The 14,624-nt window shown below is 65.2% G+C and carries 13 protein-coding genes; 4 read left to right on the top strand and 9 right to left on the bottom strand.

Going from position 1 to position 14,624, the window contains the following annotated elements:
* Positions 1–140: 140 nt before the first annotated feature.
* Both FDW84_RS19280 and FDW84_RS07885 read right to left on the bottom strand, forming a co-directional pair.
* Positions 141–278 carry a hypothetical protein gene (locus FDW84_RS19280; RefSeq protein WP_171046711.1) on the bottom strand — a complete coding sequence of 46 codons (138 nt, stop codon included), beginning with the start codon at positions 276–278 and terminating at the stop codon, positions 141–143.
* A complete protein-coding gene (locus tag FDW84_RS07885; RefSeq protein WP_138608266.1) occupies positions 275–1,804 on the bottom strand; it encodes a hypothetical protein in 1,530 nt (509 codons plus the stop codon). Before FDW84_RS07885 ends, FDW84_RS19280 begins: the two co-directional genes overlap by 4 nt.
* Before the next feature lie 547 nt (positions 1,805–2,351).
* Between FDW84_RS07885 and FDW84_RS07890 the strand changes: the two genes are divergently transcribed.
* A complete protein-coding gene (locus FDW84_RS07890) occupies positions 2,352–3,218 on the top strand; it encodes a GmrSD restriction endonuclease domain-containing protein (protein WP_138608268.1) in 867 nt (288 codons plus the stop codon).
* 51 nt (positions 3,219–3,269) lie between these two features.
* On the opposite strand, the gene FDW84_RS07895 is transcribed toward FDW84_RS07890, so the two are convergent.
* From FDW84_RS07895 to FDW84_RS07910, 4 genes are all read right to left on the bottom strand, one after another.
* Complete coding sequence (locus FDW84_RS07895; RefSeq protein WP_138608269.1) at positions 3,270–4,256, bottom strand: LysM peptidoglycan-binding domain-containing protein; 987 nt, start codon at positions 4,254–4,256, stop codon at positions 3,270–3,272.
* A 218-nt stretch (positions 4,257–4,474) separates the two neighbouring features.
* Entirely contained in the window at positions 4,475–5,476 is a 1,002-nt protein-coding gene (locus tag FDW84_RS07900; RefSeq protein WP_138608271.1) for a bile acid:sodium symporter family protein, read from the bottom strand.
* Positions 5,477–5,489: 13 nt separating this feature from the next.
* The gene (locus FDW84_RS07905) at positions 5,490–7,022 is read right to left on the bottom strand and encodes a serine hydrolase domain-containing protein (protein WP_240721431.1); all 1,533 of its coding nucleotides are present in this window, start codon (positions 7,020–7,022) and stop codon (positions 5,490–5,492) included.
* A 114-nt stretch (positions 7,023–7,136) separates the two neighbouring features.
* Positions 7,137–8,252: a glycerophosphodiester phosphodiesterase family protein gene (locus FDW84_RS07910; RefSeq protein WP_138608275.1), complete on the bottom strand. Its 1,116-nt coding sequence runs from the start codon at positions 8,250–8,252 to the stop codon at positions 7,137–7,139.
* A gap of 227 nt (positions 8,253–8,479) precedes the next feature.
* On the opposite strand from FDW84_RS07910, the gene FDW84_RS07915 reads away from it, so the two are divergent.
* Both FDW84_RS07915 and FDW84_RS07920 read left to right on the top strand, forming a co-directional pair.
* A complete protein-coding gene (locus FDW84_RS07915; protein WP_138608277.1) occupies positions 8,480–8,800 on the top strand; it encodes a GYD domain-containing protein in 321 nt (106 codons plus the stop codon).
* 261 nt (positions 8,801–9,061) lie between these two features.
* Positions 9,062–10,735, top strand: a complete 1,674-nt coding sequence (locus tag FDW84_RS07920; RefSeq protein WP_138608279.1) for a GAF domain-containing sensor histidine kinase — start codon at positions 9,062–9,064, stop codon at positions 10,733–10,735.
* A gap of 33 nt (positions 10,736–10,768) precedes the next feature.
* Here the strand turns inward: FDW84_RS07920 and FDW84_RS07925 are convergent, their stop codons facing one another.
* The 3 genes from FDW84_RS07925 to FDW84_RS07935 form a co-directional block, all read right to left on the bottom strand.
* On the bottom strand, positions 10,769–11,458 hold the full coding sequence (locus FDW84_RS07925; RefSeq protein ID WP_138608281.1) for a response regulator transcription factor: 690 nt from the start codon (positions 11,456–11,458) through the stop codon (positions 10,769–10,771).
* A 174-nt stretch (positions 11,459–11,632) separates the two neighbouring features.
* A complete protein-coding gene (locus tag FDW84_RS07930) occupies positions 11,633–12,172 on the bottom strand; it encodes a hypothetical protein (RefSeq protein ID WP_138608283.1) in 540 nt (179 codons plus the stop codon).
* Positions 12,173–12,423: 251 nt separating this feature from the next.
* Complete coding sequence (locus FDW84_RS07935; RefSeq protein ID WP_138608285.1) at positions 12,424–12,747, bottom strand: hypothetical protein; 324 nt, start codon at positions 12,745–12,747, stop codon at positions 12,424–12,426.
* Between the two features lie 316 nt (positions 12,748–13,063).
* On the opposite strand from FDW84_RS07935, the gene FDW84_RS07940 reads away from it, so the two are divergent.
* Entirely contained in the window at positions 13,064–14,578 is a 1,515-nt protein-coding gene (locus FDW84_RS07940; protein ID WP_138608287.1) for an MFS transporter, read from the top strand.
* Positions 14,579–14,624: the final 46 nt, after the last annotated feature.

Here is a 14,624-nt window from a genome sequence, read left to right on the forward strand (position 1 = left end):
CGGGGAGAGGCTGCAGGACGTGAGAGCGTCCGGGGGAGGTTGCGCGAGGTGAAGGGGGTGATCCCCCGGATTGTCGCAGCCTTGGTGAGGTGCAAGCGCAAGAAAGCGAGCGTCACCCAGGACAGCGAGAACCTGGGTCGTTAGCCTACGCTGTCCTCGAACGCCTCAACGGTGCCCTTCTCGGTCATACCGCCACCACCGCCGGCAACAGCGGCGGTGGTGGCGGTGGTGAAGCTGCGCGTCCTGGACGGTTGTCCCGCTCCCGTTGGACTTCTCACTCCCGTGCCGATGGACTTCGTGCCGATCGGGAAGCCTGATCCGCGTTCGGGTTTCGGGTGACGGCCCCGGCAGCGTTCTTCTTCGCCGCGGTGGTGTCGTCGGTCGTGGTCGCGTCCGTCGTCTCGGATAAGGTTTGGGTTACAGCCGTGTCCACCGCCATCCCGGCCGTTTGGTCGTCCGGCGACCCAGCTGTCACCGCCGGCGCCGTCGTATCACTTCCAGCGCCAGCCGTAATGGACTGGCCTCCAAGAGCTATGTGACCGTGCCAGTACCGGGCGTTTTTCCTCGCGGACGCCAACACCACCAGACCGGTCTGACCATTGACGTTTTGTTTCGTTGATGTGGGGTCATTGATGTCCGTGTCGGTACTGCTGTGGATGATGGGCGTGCCGGGGCCGGGAGGGAAGGCGATGTTGTCAAGCGGTGCCGTTTTGTAGAAGATGCTGCCGCCTTCCTCCGGCGCGACCGCGAACATCCAGACTTGGCGGTGCTCCTCGTCAATCATCACCATGGGCCGCGTGTGGGCGTCCTCGACAGCGCCGAACTGCGCGCTGGTCCATTGGCCCTGTTGATCGCGCACCAGCAGCGCCACAAACGTTTGGCCGACGTTCTGATGGGCGGTCTTGATCGCTGCGAAGAGGCGGCCGCTGCCGTCGCTTGTCAATTGCCTGAGGTTCAGATGGTCGTTCGCGCATCCCCCGTTGCAGTTGTTTCCCCCGCCGTAGGCAACCTCTGTCTGCCACGATTTCTCTGGCTGACCGTCCTGGTGCACGGCCAGGTAGAACTTTTTATCCCCCTTCCGCTGATTGCTCCACATGACTCCGATCTTGTCCCCCTGGAACGACGTAACTGCGGAGATATCGTCGTGGTGCACCTGCGCGTTGGTGGTCGGCAGGACGAACGGATCCCCCCAAGCGGTGTCGCTCGTCGTCGAGTGGTTGACGTAGACACGGTTGCTGTTGTCGGACGCCACTACGGTGTAGGTGACCCACAGCTTGCCGAGGGAGTCTTTCGCCACCGTGATCGATTCTGTACTCCCGCGGTGAAGGGTGATGGGGAGTCCTGCGTCTTCTGAGTAGGTCTTCGTCGAGGCGTTGTAGCTATAGCGGTGGAGCACTGCGGACCCGGAGGTCACCGCATCCCTGGCCGGCGGCGAGCTCCACTCCGAGACCACGGTGGTGCCTGACACGACGTAGAGCTTGCCGGTCTGCGCGTCCCAGAGCGCGTCACCGCGGGCAGTCGGCCGTGCGTCAACCACCGTTTCCGTCTCCTGCCACGTTTGCGTTGCGACGTCGAGCCGGTGGATCTTTGTCGCATGGGCGGACGTGCTCCACAGCAGCCCCCACCAGCTCCCATCCTGAAACCAGAGCTTGCTCTGGGCCTTGTCGGCAGTCGGGGTCTTAACGCCGTCGCCATCGTATGACGGCCCCGGGATTCCGACATCGGCCGCCAGGGCCGGGACGGGGAGTGCGACAGCGCCGGCGGCCGCAAGTAACAGAGCGATGAAAAGGCGTAGCAGGCGCATAGGGGTGCCCCTCCGTTATGGACGGCATCGACCGATGGTGGACCGCGAGCCGGAGTCCGAGCGGGCAATGCTCTATATGGCTAATTCCGGATACGGAGACGGTAGACCTGGAGCGAAAGAGCACACAACAACCCTTCGTACCTAACTTGGACGCATGGCCAAGAACCCCTATACGTAGATAACGGAATGGACAACAAACCCCCATACCCTCGCGTGTGGCGCAGCACACCCACTGGTCCGTTATGGAGTCGTGCATGTGAAACTCGTGGTTACCCATGGGGTTTTCCACCAGTTGCTTGTGGAGTCCCGCCTTGGATTGGGGAGGTCCGGCCACATCGGTTACGGGATCCGCCATCAGACCCTGGGTATGGGGCCGCCGCGAAGAATTGGGTGCCGCCGCAGGATTTGCACAGGACTGGGGAAGAACTTTCCAAGTTCCGCTCGAACGGGCATTCCTACGTGTTGACGGCGGCTAGGCTCGTCCGTGGCGTCAGCGGCTATGGGGGCTGACGCCCCTAAACTTCGTGCACACAATCTGGGGAGCTGCATGTCCGGCTACACATCCTTGCCCGAAACTACGCCTGCGTCCGGCACCCGGTGGACGGCCGCCGTCGTCCTTTCCGCTTTGCTGGCACTCTTCGGCGGAAACCTGCCGGCTGTTGCTGCCGATGCCACCACCACGGCCGAGCAAACCGGCACCGTTGAGGCGGACGACCTACTGGCCACCCTTCCCATCAAGGGCCGGGCGCCCAAGACAGGCTACGAGCGTTCACTGTTTGGTCCGACGTGGGCGGACGTTGACCAGAACGGCTGCGACACCCGCAACGACATCCTCCAGCGGGACCTGACAGACATCACGTACACCAACAGCGTTCCCTGCAAGGTGCAGTCGGGAACTTTGGCGGACCCCTACACGGCCACGGTCATCAGCTTCCTGCGCGGAACGACCACCAGCAGTGCCGTGCAGATCGACCACGTCGTGGCGCTCAGCGACGCGTGGCAGAAGGGCGCGCAGCAGTTGAGCACGGAGCAGCGGACGGCATTCGCCAACGATCCGCTGAACCTTCAGGCCACGGATGGCCCCACTAACCAGCAAAAGGGCGACGGCGACGCTGCCACCTGGCTGCCGCCGAACAAGGGGTTCCGGTGCGAGTACGTCGCGCGGCAGGTCTCGGTGAAGGCGCGGTACGGCCTGTGGGTGACCCAGGCCGAGCATGACGCGATCGCAGGCATCCTGGCCGGCTGCCCTGGGCAGCCGGCGCCGGCCGCCGTCGAGCCCGCCGCCCCTGCGCCCGTCTACTACGCCAACTGTGCAGAGCTGGTGGCTGCCGGAGCAGCGCCCCTGTATGCGGGCTCCGCCGGCTACCGCTCCGGGCTGGACGGCGACGGCGACGGCGTCGCCTGCGAGGGGTAGCGCGCACGGCGGCGGGATGCACCTGCCGGGAAGCGGGGGCCGTTGAGAGGGTCAGAGACCGGGCTTGTTGATGGGCTGGTCCAGCGCAAGACTGATGGTCTGCCCCGGTGCCAGTTCCCCGGTTGGCAGGTCAGCGAACGCGTACCAGGTTCCGCCTGTGCCGGTGAGCGGGCGGTTCGCTGCCCGGAGGTCCGTCACGCTGAACCGGAAAGAGACCTGTCGTTCCGTGTCACCCGGAGCCGTGGTGTAGGTGAGTGGAACGCCGTCGGCATCGGCTGTGAAACTTCCTTGCGCTCCCTCGATCTTCAGCTCACCTGGTATCAGTCGGACTTTCGATCCTGCGGGGATGGGCGTGCCTGCTGCCAGCGCAGGGTTGTAAAGCAGGATCTGTTCGGTGGTGGACCGGAATTTGTATCCGAGGCTGTCAAAGGAGTCGCCGTCGACCGTGGTGTAGGTGATGGCCTGGCCGAATGAGTTGTTGACCGTTCTTCCGGTGCCTGCCCTGCTGTCCACCGGGTTCTTCTGCAGCTGGATCAGGTGCCCGGAGCGGATAAAGTACGTGTTGCCCTTCTCGTACACGTACGGGACCTTGTTCGCTTCCGCCAACTGCTCCTCGGTTATCCCGAACCGGTATGTGATTCCACCCAGGGTGTCACCGCGTTCAATCACGTACGTGGTCGGGATCCCCTTTGCGTCAAAGGTGGCCGCGCCCTGGGCGCCGGCGACAGGACCTGCAGCGGGAAGCAAGCGAAGTTTTGTGCCGGTTGCCGGAGCTGCTTTCGGCTCGAGTCCGTTGAATCCGTTAAGCTTGGCCTCGGACAGGCCAAATGCGGCAGCCACTGCGGCGGGCGTGTCACCGGCGACGGTGGTGTAGAAGTCCGCGTTGCCGAACGAATCGACGATGGTATCGCCGGCCAGGGAAGAGTTTGCAGCGGCGGCGGAGGTACCTGAAGCAGCTGCGGGTTTTGCAGCAGCGGGAGTTGGCGGGGCCTCAGCGTAGGCGCATCCTGCCAGTCCCACAGACAGCACAACAGTCACTACTGCAGTTCTCCAGCCCAAGCGCAGACGCTCCGCCGTGCCCGAAACTCCGTTTTTCCACTATCAAGCCCCCCATAAAAGCCCCGGCGTCACCGGAGCGCAGTCCTCAATGGACCAAAGCGAGCCTAGTCCACGAGTGTCTTGCACCACACTCCGGCGCCGGGGAGGCCGCGGCGCACTCTGTATCAAGAAAAGCCCGGCAGAGTACCTCGAATAGTCTATTCCGTGACAGCCACCGGAGCCGTCTCGCCAGAGCGAACTGCAGGAGTGTTGCGGCGGCGCCAGTAGGCGGCCAGCACCGCACCGGAAACGTTATGCCAGACCGAGAAGATGGCGCCGGGCAGCGCCGCTTCCGGAGTCAGATACTGCCGCGCCAACCCAGCTGCAAGGCCGGAGTTCTGCATTCCAACCTCGATGGCGGTAGTTCGCCGGGAAGGAATAGGGAGCCGGCACAGCCGGGCTGCGGCATAACCGAGAGCGTAGCCCAGTCCGTTATGCAGGATGACGGCCGCGAGAACCAGCAGGCCGGCTGCGAAGATCGCCTTGGCGCTTCCGGCAACCACCGCGACCACGACGACGGTGATGGCGAGTACGGAAATCCAGGGCAGGGCGGGCAGTGCCTTATTGACCAGGCGGGGCAGGAAGAGCCGGATCACAAGTCCCAGCAGTACGGGGAACAGCACGATCTGGACGATGGACCACGCCATTGAGCCGGCGTCCACGGGCATGTACTGGCCGGCCAGCCACAGCGCCAGCACCGGGGTCAGCAGGGGAGCGAGCAGTGTCGAAACAGTGGTCATCGCCACGGACAAGGCGACGTCGCCCTTGGCGAGGTAGGACACCACGTTGGAGGCGGTTCCGCCCGGGCAGCAGCCCACCAGGATGACGCCCGCGGCCAGCGCAGGCGGCAGCCCGAGCGCGGCCGCTACCAGCCAGCCGAGGAACGGCATGATGGCGTACTGGGCCACCACGCCGATCACCACGGGGACAGGGCGTTTGGCAATCACAGCGAAGTCAGGTGGCGTCAGCGTCAGCCCCATGCCGAACATGATGACTCCCAGGAGCGGGTTGATCCAGGCGCCCAGCCCGGTGAAGGCGGTTGGTGCGGCAAGCGCAACGGCACCCCCAGCCAGGATAAGAATCGGGAAAAGCGTGACGGCGACACGCGCGCTGCGTTCTTCGGCGGCAGACGCGGTGGAAGGTGTGGATAAAGAAGACATAACTACCGGACTATCACAGTGAGTGTTGGCTCTCGGAATCAGCGCGCATTGATGACGTGGGCATCGTTCTGCCCGAGCGGCTCTTGAGCAGCAGCAACACCGTCCGGGGGAGTGACCACAGAAGCGCCAGCCCGAGCACCGGCACCAGCATCACCCCAACGTCGGGGAACTGGCGGATAATGACCGCCGAATTGGTGTCGAACCTCGCCGGAGCGTAAATGAAGCACAGCCAAAGCGCAAAGGCGTCCAGGGCAAGCGCTGCCAGCCCCACAACCAACAGTCGTTTTCTGCCCGCATTTGCGTGCGGTCCCGAAAGCAAAACCCGAAGTGCCAGCCACAGGCTGAGCAGCTCGGCGAGCAGCAGCGCCAGCGCCACCGCCCAGCTGTACTGCTGCAGCCAGTCCTCGTGCACCACCGCCGGGACGGGCTCCTGGCTGTGGAGGATCCGCAGGATGTTGGTGTCGATGGCCTTCAGCCGGGACGGGGCGGAGGTGTCGTTGGCGTTGATGACCAGGGCGAGGCCCAGACCGGAGGACGGGACCATCGCCAGGTAGGTGTGCGAGTTGCCCCACTCACCCTGATGCTCGGCCAGCAGCGGCAGGTCCCCGCCCGCCCCGCCAGCGCTTTCAGCGGGCGGAACTGACTCGACAAGCGGTCGGGTGAACCACCCCATCGCGTACATCTTGGACCCGTCCACCTGCACGCCGGGCTCCAGCATGGTCCGCACGCTCCCCGGCTCCAGGAGCCGGCGGTCCCGGTACTGGCCTTCGTCCAGCAGCATGATCAGTTCCTGGCCCAGGTCGTTCGCCGAGGCGTACATGGTGGCCGAGGGCATCCCGGTGGTGGGTGCGGGCACCTCCGTCTGCTGCCAGAAGCTGCCGAACCAGCGGGAGTGGCCTGCCGCGGCGCCGTCGGCGCGGGCAGCAGCGCGGGTGGGATGGCTGTTGGTCATGCCCAGCGGCTCGAAAACCTCCTGCCGTATGTAATCCCCGAACGGCTGGCCGCTCACCGTCTGCACCAGGAGGCCGAGGATGTTGAAGTTGGCGTTGGCGTAGCCAAAGGCCTCGCCCGGCGCACCAGCCAAAGGAGAGCCCGCCAGCGCCCGGACTCCTTCTTCCAAGGCTTCCGGGCCCTGTGCGAAGGAGCCTTCGAAGGCAGTGTCCCTGGCAGCCATGCCGCTGGCCTGGTGCAGCAGGTGACGGACGGTGATTTGGGACGCGCGGCTGTCCCGCAGGGTGAACCAGGGCAAGTAGGTCTGCACGGGCTCGTCCAGGCGGAGCCTCCCGGCCTCCACCTGCTGCAGCACGGCGACTGTGGTGAGGGACTTCGTGGCTGATGCAAGCAGTACAGGCGTGTCCGCGGTCATCGGCCGCCCCGAGTCATCGGCCCTGCCGAAGGCTGCGGAGTGCACCGGGACACCGTCCTTAACGACGACGACGGCGGCGCCTGGGAGCCCCATCTCCGCCAGCTGCTCCCGCACGAAGTCGTCCACGGCCTCGTACGCCTGGTCAGGGCCGACAGAAGGTGCGGCCTCCCGCGCTCCCATTGCGGCCGCCGTCGGCACCTGAAGGCAGGCGAGAACCTCAAGGCACAACAGGAAGCAGCGCGTTAACCACGAAATCCTCCGCATGCCCGCACCTGCACTTAGCCGCCCGTCCCTTCACGGTATGGCCAGTGCAGGCGGAAAACAATGCGGAGGATCCCGGTTAGGTAGCCAGTCAATTACATATGCCTTGGGCAGCTTCAGGCCGCGTTCTTCCATGAGGGCGCGCAGGCGGGTGGGGTAGTCGGTAATGATGCCGTCCACGCCCAGGTCGATGAGGCGTTCCATGTCGGCGGTGGTGTTCACCGTCCAGGGGATGACGGGCAGGCCGAGTTCGTGGGCTTCGGCGATCATCGCCGGGGTGACGGAGCGGAACGTGGGGGAGACGACGTCGTACCCCAACGCGGCTGCCGCCTTGGGGAGGGAGCCGTCGTAGTCGTCGATGTCGATGCCTCCGAGGTTGGGGCTGGCGCCGGGCTGGCCCACGCCCATCCAGGCGTCGCCGCTGGAGAGCGCCACGAGCGGCAGTTCGGGGGCGAGTTCCTTGGTGAGGTTCAGGGAGGACCAGTCGAAGGACTGGAGGGTGGTGCGGTCCGCCATGCCGGAGGCCTGGATCTCGGCGATCACGGCGCGGGTGAGGGACTCCATCCCGGCGCCGCCGATCTGGCTGGCCTCCACCTTGGTCTCGACGTTGAAGCGGACCTTGGCTGCACCGGCGTCGCGGACCAGCTGGTAGACGTCCTTGAGCTCGGCGATCCGGTTGCCCTCGATGACGTCCTGCTCGGGGTAGCCGGCCAGTTGGGCGTAACCGCAGTTGAGGGTCTTGATCTGGGCCAGGGACAGCTCGGCCACGCGGTCGCCCACATAGGGGAATTCGGGGTCGCCGGCGGTGGCAGGTGCGGTGTCGATGCACTTTGCGGCCTGGATGGTGTCGTCGTGCCAGACGATCACCTTGGCGTCCTCGGTCAGGTGGGTGTCCAGTTCCAGGGTGGTTACGCCCAGGGCCAGTGAGTTTTTGAACGCGGCCAGGGATTCCTCGGTCCATTCGCCGCGGCCGCCGCGGTGGGACTGCAGGTCGAAGGAGCCGTTGCGCTCGTTCACCTTCAGGGCGGAGGCGGCGGCGCCGGCAGCGTTCGACGACGGCGTGCCGGTCTCGCGAGCAGGGCTTGCGACGGCGGGGCTCGCCACGGCGATGAGGGCGGCGGCTGCCGCGGCGGTCAGGACTGTGCGCATGGGTGGTTTCCTCCAGCAAGAAACGGGGGCGGCCTGTCGGTTGGTGACCCGTTCACGCTAGGGAAGGGAGGTTGCGGGCTTGGTGTGCGCAGTTGGAGGGGAGGTTAACTGGAGGGGGCCGTATTAGGTAGCCAGGCGTATTGACTGCCTGTTACCGGGGGAATACGGTCTGCCCTGACGGGGCCGTAGCCCCGTTTCTCACAGGATGAGGTGCAAGGGGAGGGACCATGCCAAAGTATCTCTTTGAGGCAAATTACGTGGGCGACGGCATTAAGGGGCTCATGCAGGAAGGCGGCACCAAGCGGCGCGAAGCTTTGGAAAAGGCCCTCGGATCTGTAGGAGGATCGCTGGAAAGCTTTTACTACGCCTTTGGTTACTACGACGTCCTCGGCGTTTTCGAAGTGCCCGATGACGCAAGTGCTGCAGCATTGTCGCTGCTGATCAATTCCACGGGAAACGTCAACGTCCGGCTGAAGCCGCTGCTGACCGTGGAGGACATCGACGAGGCGGTCAAGAAGACGCCGTCCTACCGGGCACCCGGACAGTAGGGAGCAGGAACAAAAGGATACTTTTGGCAGCTGGGCAGCGGGCCGGCGTCGTACATTACGACGGCGGCCTGCTGGCACCGGCGGCAGGAATGCCGCCGCAGTTTATGGCCGGTCGTGACAACCGGCCGTAACACGTTTAGGCCATCCAGCGACGCCGGTTGTTAGCATGGTCGGGAGAGACGCTGGGGGCTGTCACACATATCGGATCCAGGGCGATGCAGCCCGCCCTGGATGACGTGGACAATATTGGGGTGTTTTCTCATGTGGCGTGAGCCAATCAGGCGGCGAACCCGGGAACTCCTGCGGGAGTTCGTAGACCGGGCAGATGAACTTGTACGAACCCAGGAACATGTGGAGGGGCTGCTCGGCGCGGTCGTTTCCCTGACGGAGGACCTGAGCCTCGAGGCGGTGCTGGACCGGGTGGTGCAGTCAGCCTGCGAACTTGTTGGCGCGCGGTACGGAGCGTTGGGCGTCATCGGCGACGACCAGCAGCTCAGCCATTTCATCACCGTGGGCATCGACGACGACGGGGTCCGGCTCATCGGCGACCTTCCCACCGGCCATGGCGTGCTGGGGCAACTGATCCGCGAGCCCAAACCGTTGCGGCTCCATGACCTGGGGGAGCACCCCATAGCGTCAGGCTTCCCGGGCAACCACCCGCCGATGAAGACGTTCCTGGGCGTGCCGGTCCGGGTACGCGATGAAGTTTTTGGGAACCTGTACCTGACTGAAAAGATGGACGGCGTCGATTTCACGGCCGAGGACGAGGACCTGGCAGTTGCCCTTGCCTCTGCCGCCGGCGTGGCGATCCAGAACGCACGCTTGTTTGAGGACAGCACCAGCCGCCAGCGGTGGCTGGAAGCGGGGATGGAAGTCAGCGACAGCCTCAAGGCCCAACCACGCTCCGATACCGAGAACCTGGACATGATCGCGGAGCGGGCACTTCACGCTTCGGCCTCATCGTTGGCCCTCATTGCCTCGGTGGCCGGGGACGGAAGCATCAGATGCCGGACCTCCGTGGGGGTTCAGTCTGTGCCGGGCGGGCAGGAGCTCCCTGGCGGCCCGGTGCTCGCCGAAGTGCTCGCGACGGGGGAAACCAGGACGCTGAACGATCCGCTTCAGGTGTTTGACTCGGCGTCGGCTGAAAAGCTTGGGCCGGTCCTGGTAGCCGCCCTGGGCAACAACAGTGACGGCCACCGCGACACGGTATTGATCCTGGCCAGGGCCGCCGGCGGCACCCGGTATACGGAGGTGGACGTTGAATCGAGCACCGTATTCGCCTCCCGGATAGGCCTGACGCTGGACCTGCTGAAGGCGAACCAGCTGCGGGAAGAACATGCGTTGTTCATCGACAGGGAACGGATCGCAAGGGACCTGCACGACCTGGTGATTCAACGGCTGTTCGCGGCAGGATTGAATATCCAGGGCCTGCGCCGGTACACCTCGGACCCTCTCTGCCTAGAGCGCATCGCCGGTGTTACCGACGAACTGGACGGCTGCATCCGCCAGCTTCGCGACACCATCTACTCACTCCAGACCAGGGGGGCCGACCAGGAGCTGTTCAGCGGCCGCGTCCTCCGCGCCGTCCAGGAAGCTGCCAGCGCTGCCGGTTTCCTCCCGCGGATCCAGCTCTCCGGCCCTGTTGATGATGCTGTGGGACCGGAGATCGCCGAACAGCTGCTGCCGGTGCTGCACGAGAGCGTCAGTAACGCGGTCCGGCACTCAGGATCGGAAGACATCTACGTCCTGCTTTCGGCACACGATCACGAGGTGGTGCTCACTGTCCGGGACAACGGGCGAGGCTTTAAGGATCCGCAGCGGGTCAGCGGCCTGGACAACATGAGGAGCCGGGCCTCCCATCTGGGCGGTACCTGCGTCATCGAAAGCGCGCCGGGTGAGGGCACGAGTGTGACCTGGTCGGTGCCCACAGCGTAGGCCGGTGCCCACAGCGTAGTAAGGGCCGCGCGGTCAGTGCACCGATTCCCGCAGGATCCTCCTGCGTGCAGCGGGGGTGAGCTGGCTGAGGCGCCGGAAGCCCAGTTTCTCCAGCACTGAGGACACGCAGGTGGCCACCGCGGTGTCAGGCAGCACCATCTCCTGCCCGATCTGCCGGTTGCTCAAGCCCCGGGCCATGTATGCCAGCACGTTCCGCTCCTGCATGGTCATGGCGGTCAGCCAGGAAGCTGAAGCAGTTGCGTGCAGGCTTTCGGCAACTCTTTCCCGGACACCTGTGCCTATCAGTGATCGTCCCGACGCGGCACTGCGGATGCCATTGAACAGTTCGTTGTTGTTCCCGATCTGTTTGAGGACGTACCCGGACGCGCTGGCCAGGACCGCTGCCCGCACGGCGTGCTGTTCATCCCAGCCGGTCAGGATCAGGCACTTTACCTGGGGCGCAGTGGAGCGCAGATCGCGGCAAACCTCAATCCCTGTGCCGTCCGGCAACTGGTCATTCAGCAGGGCAATGTCCGGTTTCAGGGCGGGGATTAGGCGCAGTGCTTCTGCGGCTGATCCGCTTTCGCCGGCAATATCGAATCCTTCCTGCTCAAGCAGGTCCCGCAGCCCCTGCCGGACCAGGCCGTGGTCGTTGACGATGAAGACCCGGACTGGCTGGACTGGGGACCGCACCGTGTCCGGGGTTGTTGCTGGTGTTTCCATGAAGACGCTTCCATCGGCTCGATGCCCTCCCCGGCCGCTTCTCTTCCAGCTGCCGCCCCTACGAAAGGAACCTCACTACATCATCCAGCACGTCGCCGTCTGCCAGCAGGGTCGAAAGTCCGGACCTGCCTGTTACTCCTGTGAGGTCGAGCACACGCGGCGGACTGCGCCCGTTTAGGCCGCTTTCGGCTGGGACCGGGCGAGGAAAGCCTCCAGCGCCTCGAGGGTGGCGTCTGCATCGTTGAAGGCCGGGTTGCTGTGCGGGTGGAGGCGGTGCAGCAGCCCGCCGTTGTACTGGAGGCGACGGCGGGCCGTGCCCACTGCTCGGCTTGCGTAGTTCACGTCGCCGGCGTGCCGGACCAGCGGGAGGGCCAGGCCCTGGATCGAGCTCAGGGCGACAGCCAGGACGCTGGCGTCCATCTGGTTGCCCGCGGCGCGGTGGTGGCGGAGCTGGGCGGCGAACCCGTCCCATACTTCCCGGGCTGCAATCCGCGCCACTTCGGTCCGTGCTTCCCCTTCCGGAAGTCCCTGGCTGGTGAGCTGCTCATAAAGGCACTCGAAGCGGGTGGCGAGTTGTTCCGCCCGGGCCGCCGCTTCGCTGCCGCCCGATTGGGTGCGGTTGAAATTGGATGGGTGCAGGAGCATCGCCCTTCGGCGCGCTGCTTCTGCCTTTGCGGTCAGGTCGGTGTGGAGCGTGATTATGTCAGCGGGCATGCCGATCCTTTCACAGGACTGCCAAGCCGGTGTCCACGTTGACGCCGGCCGGTGTGCTTTTTCGATTCGTCCACGACGGAACCCGGGAGTTTCGCATGGAAAGCCGTTCCGGCCTCGCAACCTGAGGACCCGGACGGCGCCTTTACAAGAATCGCAAAAGTCATGGACCCGTCTATAGGGCTGAAAGTCCCGTACTTCGTGATTGCGGTCTCCATACCGTCGGGGCGACCGCGTTCGACCCAAGCCAAGGCCTACTCCTGGCCGTTGTCAGCACCGTCGCCGTTGTCCTCCCAGATGACATCCAGGTTGTGGAAGATCACGGGCCCGTCGCACAGCTCCGCCATGTTGGCGGCGAACTCCGAGGTCTCAGGCCGGCCCGAGTTCTCCATCGGGGAGTCGAAGGAATCAAAGTGGACGATGGTGAAGTAGGTCCCGGGGTGGTCCCGGTCCGCGGTGGCAACGATGCGGCGGAACGTGGCCGGAGTGCTGCCCCCGGTTCTTGATGGACGGCCCAGCTCTTCGATCTCCTTGATCCGGGAGGTCCTGAATTCGATGATCTGCACAAACCCGGCCATGACGGCTCCTCATTTGCGGTGGACGCTGGTGCGGATCAGGCCAGTCCCGGCGTCGGACGCGGCAGAAGGGGAGAAATGCCCTGCTTTGGCGGTTAGGTAAGTAGCCCCGGCGGGGCGTGCCCCACGGCGGGGCTTTCGCGCGCCACGTGACCTTTCCGCCGGTTGGCCACCTCCTGATTCCACTGTTGCCATTCCGCTGTTGCCACCGTGCGGCAGTGGCAGGATGATCGAAAGTGTTGGGCTCCTGCCGGTCAGGCGGGCTGGAAGAACGACGACGTGTGCCCAGCTAAGCGAGCGAGGCGGCGGTGAACGGGCCATGACACAGCACAGCGGGCAGAAGCGGCGGTTGCAGGTATCCGACGTCAACGTCGTCAACCGCCGCACCCTGCGGAAGGCGCTCGGCGGGACCATCGTGGGCAACACGATGGAGTGGTACGACGTGGGCGTGTTCGGCTACCTCATCACCACCATGGGGCCGGTGTTCCTGCCGGAGGCGGACAGGGCCGTGCAGAACCTGTTCCTGCTGGGAACCTTCGGCGCCACGTTCATTGCCAGGCCGCTGGGCGGGATTTTCTTCGGCTGGCTGGGTGACAGGATCGGCCGCCAAAAGGTGCTGGCCATGACGCTGATGCTGATGGCCGTGGCGACGTTCGCCGTCGGCCTTCTCCCGGGCTACTCGGTGCTGGGCATCTGGGCGGCGGTGCTGCTGGTGTTCCTCAAGCTGGTGCAGGGCTTCTCCACCGGCGGCGAATACTCGGGCGCCACGACGTTTGTTTGTGAGCATTCGCCGGACCGCCGCCGGGGCTTTTACGTCAGTTTCCTGGATATGGGCAGCTACCTGGGCTTCGCGGCGGGCGGACTGGTGGTGTCCGTCCTGCAGCTGACGCTGGGCCAGGAGCAGATGGAGGCGTGGGGCTGGCGGATCCCGTTCCTGGTGGCCGGGCCGCTGGGCGCCGTGGCCGTCTACTTCCGGATGAAGATCGAGGAGTCGGCCGCCTTCAAGGCCACGCTGGAAGCCGAAGCAGTGGCCGCAAAGCACCCCGAGACCGGGGAGGAGCTCCGCCCCGTAGGACCGATCGGGATCCTGAAAGCACACTGGCGGCCGATTGTGCTGGCCATGATCCTGGCGGCGGCCGCCAACACGGTGGCCTACGCCCTCACGTCCTACATGCCCACGTACCTGACCACCAACAAGGGGTACAGCGAGGTGGAAGGTACGCTGCTGACCATCCCGGTGCTCGTGGCGATGGCATTGTGCATCCCCTTTACTGGGCTGCTTTCGGACAGGATTGGCCGCCGCCGGGTGCTGTGGATCGGGGCCTTAAGCACCGTGGTGTTCGCAATTCCGGCGTTCCTGGCGATAGCGGTGGGCAGCCTCCCGGCAACGCTCCTGGGCCTGGCCCTGCTCGCCTTCCCGGTGGCGTTCTCGGTGCCGAACCTCGCCTCGGCCCTGCCGGCGCTGTTCCCCACCGAGCACCGTTACTCGGCGATGGGCATCGCCTACAACCTGGCGGTGGCCATCTTCGGCGGGACAGCCCCGTTTATCATCGCGGCTCTGATCGAGCTGACCGGCGACGACATGGCGATTGCGTACTACCTCATGGCTGTGGCCGCCGTTGCCGCCGTGGCCATCCGGTTCCTGCCTGAGTCGGCCGGGCGCCACCTGCCCGGGTCCATGCCTAGCGTGGACTCGGAGGAAGCGGCCCGGAAGCTGGTGGCGACGCAGGACAACAATCCGTTGCTGGACGTGGAAACCCTGCCGTTTGAGGAAAGCTTCGAGATCGCGCGGGCGTCGCACAAGGGGCAGCCGGGGAAGCCGACGGTGATGTAAGGCCCGGACGTCCGACGGCGGCACTTGGCAGGGTTCAGGTCTTCAG

Source organism: Pseudarthrobacter sp. NamE5, from assembly GCF_005796225.1.
GTDB lineage: Bacteria > Actinomycetota > Actinomycetes > Actinomycetales > Micrococcaceae > Arthrobacter.

Bases quoted from the DNA above. Each gene is read 5' to 3' on its own strand.
- FDW84_RS07885 (WP_138608266.1), bottom strand. From the start codon at position 1,804: ATGCGCCTGCTACGCCTTTTCATCGCTCTGTTACTTGCGGCCGCCGGC.
- FDW84_RS07910 (WP_138608275.1), bottom strand. From the start codon at position 8,252: ATGCGCACAGTCCTGACCGCCGCGGCAGCCGCCGCCCTCATCGCCGTG.
- FDW84_RS07920 (WP_138608279.1), top strand. From the start codon at position 9,062: ATGTGGCGTGAGCCAATCAGGCGGCGAACCCGGGAACTCCTGCGGGAG.
- FDW84_RS07905 (WP_240721431.1), bottom strand. From the start codon at position 7,022: ATGGGAGCGCGGGAGGCCGCACCTTCTGTCGGCCCTGACCAGGCGTAC.
- FDW84_RS07915 (WP_138608277.1), top strand. From the start codon at position 8,480: ATGCCAAAGTATCTCTTTGAGGCAAATTACGTGGGCGACGGCATTAAG.
- FDW84_RS07900 (WP_138608271.1), bottom strand. From the start codon at position 5,476: ATGTCTTCTTTATCCACACCTTCCACCGCGTCTGCCGCCGAAGAACGC.
- FDW84_RS07935 (WP_138608285.1), bottom strand. From the start codon at position 12,747: ATGGCCGGGTTTGTGCAGATCATCGAATTCAGGACCTCCCGGATCAAG.
- FDW84_RS07930 (WP_138608283.1), bottom strand. From the start codon at position 12,172: ATGCCCGCTGACATAATCACGCTCCACACCGACCTGACCGCAAAGGCA.
- FDW84_RS07940 (WP_138608287.1), top strand. From the start codon at position 13,064: ATGACACAGCACAGCGGGCAGAAGCGGCGGTTGCAGGTATCCGACGTC.
- FDW84_RS07925 (WP_138608281.1), bottom strand. From the start codon at position 11,458: ATGGAAACACCAGCAACAACCCCGGACACGGTGCGGTCCCCAGTCCAG.
- FDW84_RS07890 (WP_138608268.1), top strand. From the start codon at position 2,352: ATGTCCGGCTACACATCCTTGCCCGAAACTACGCCTGCGTCCGGCACC.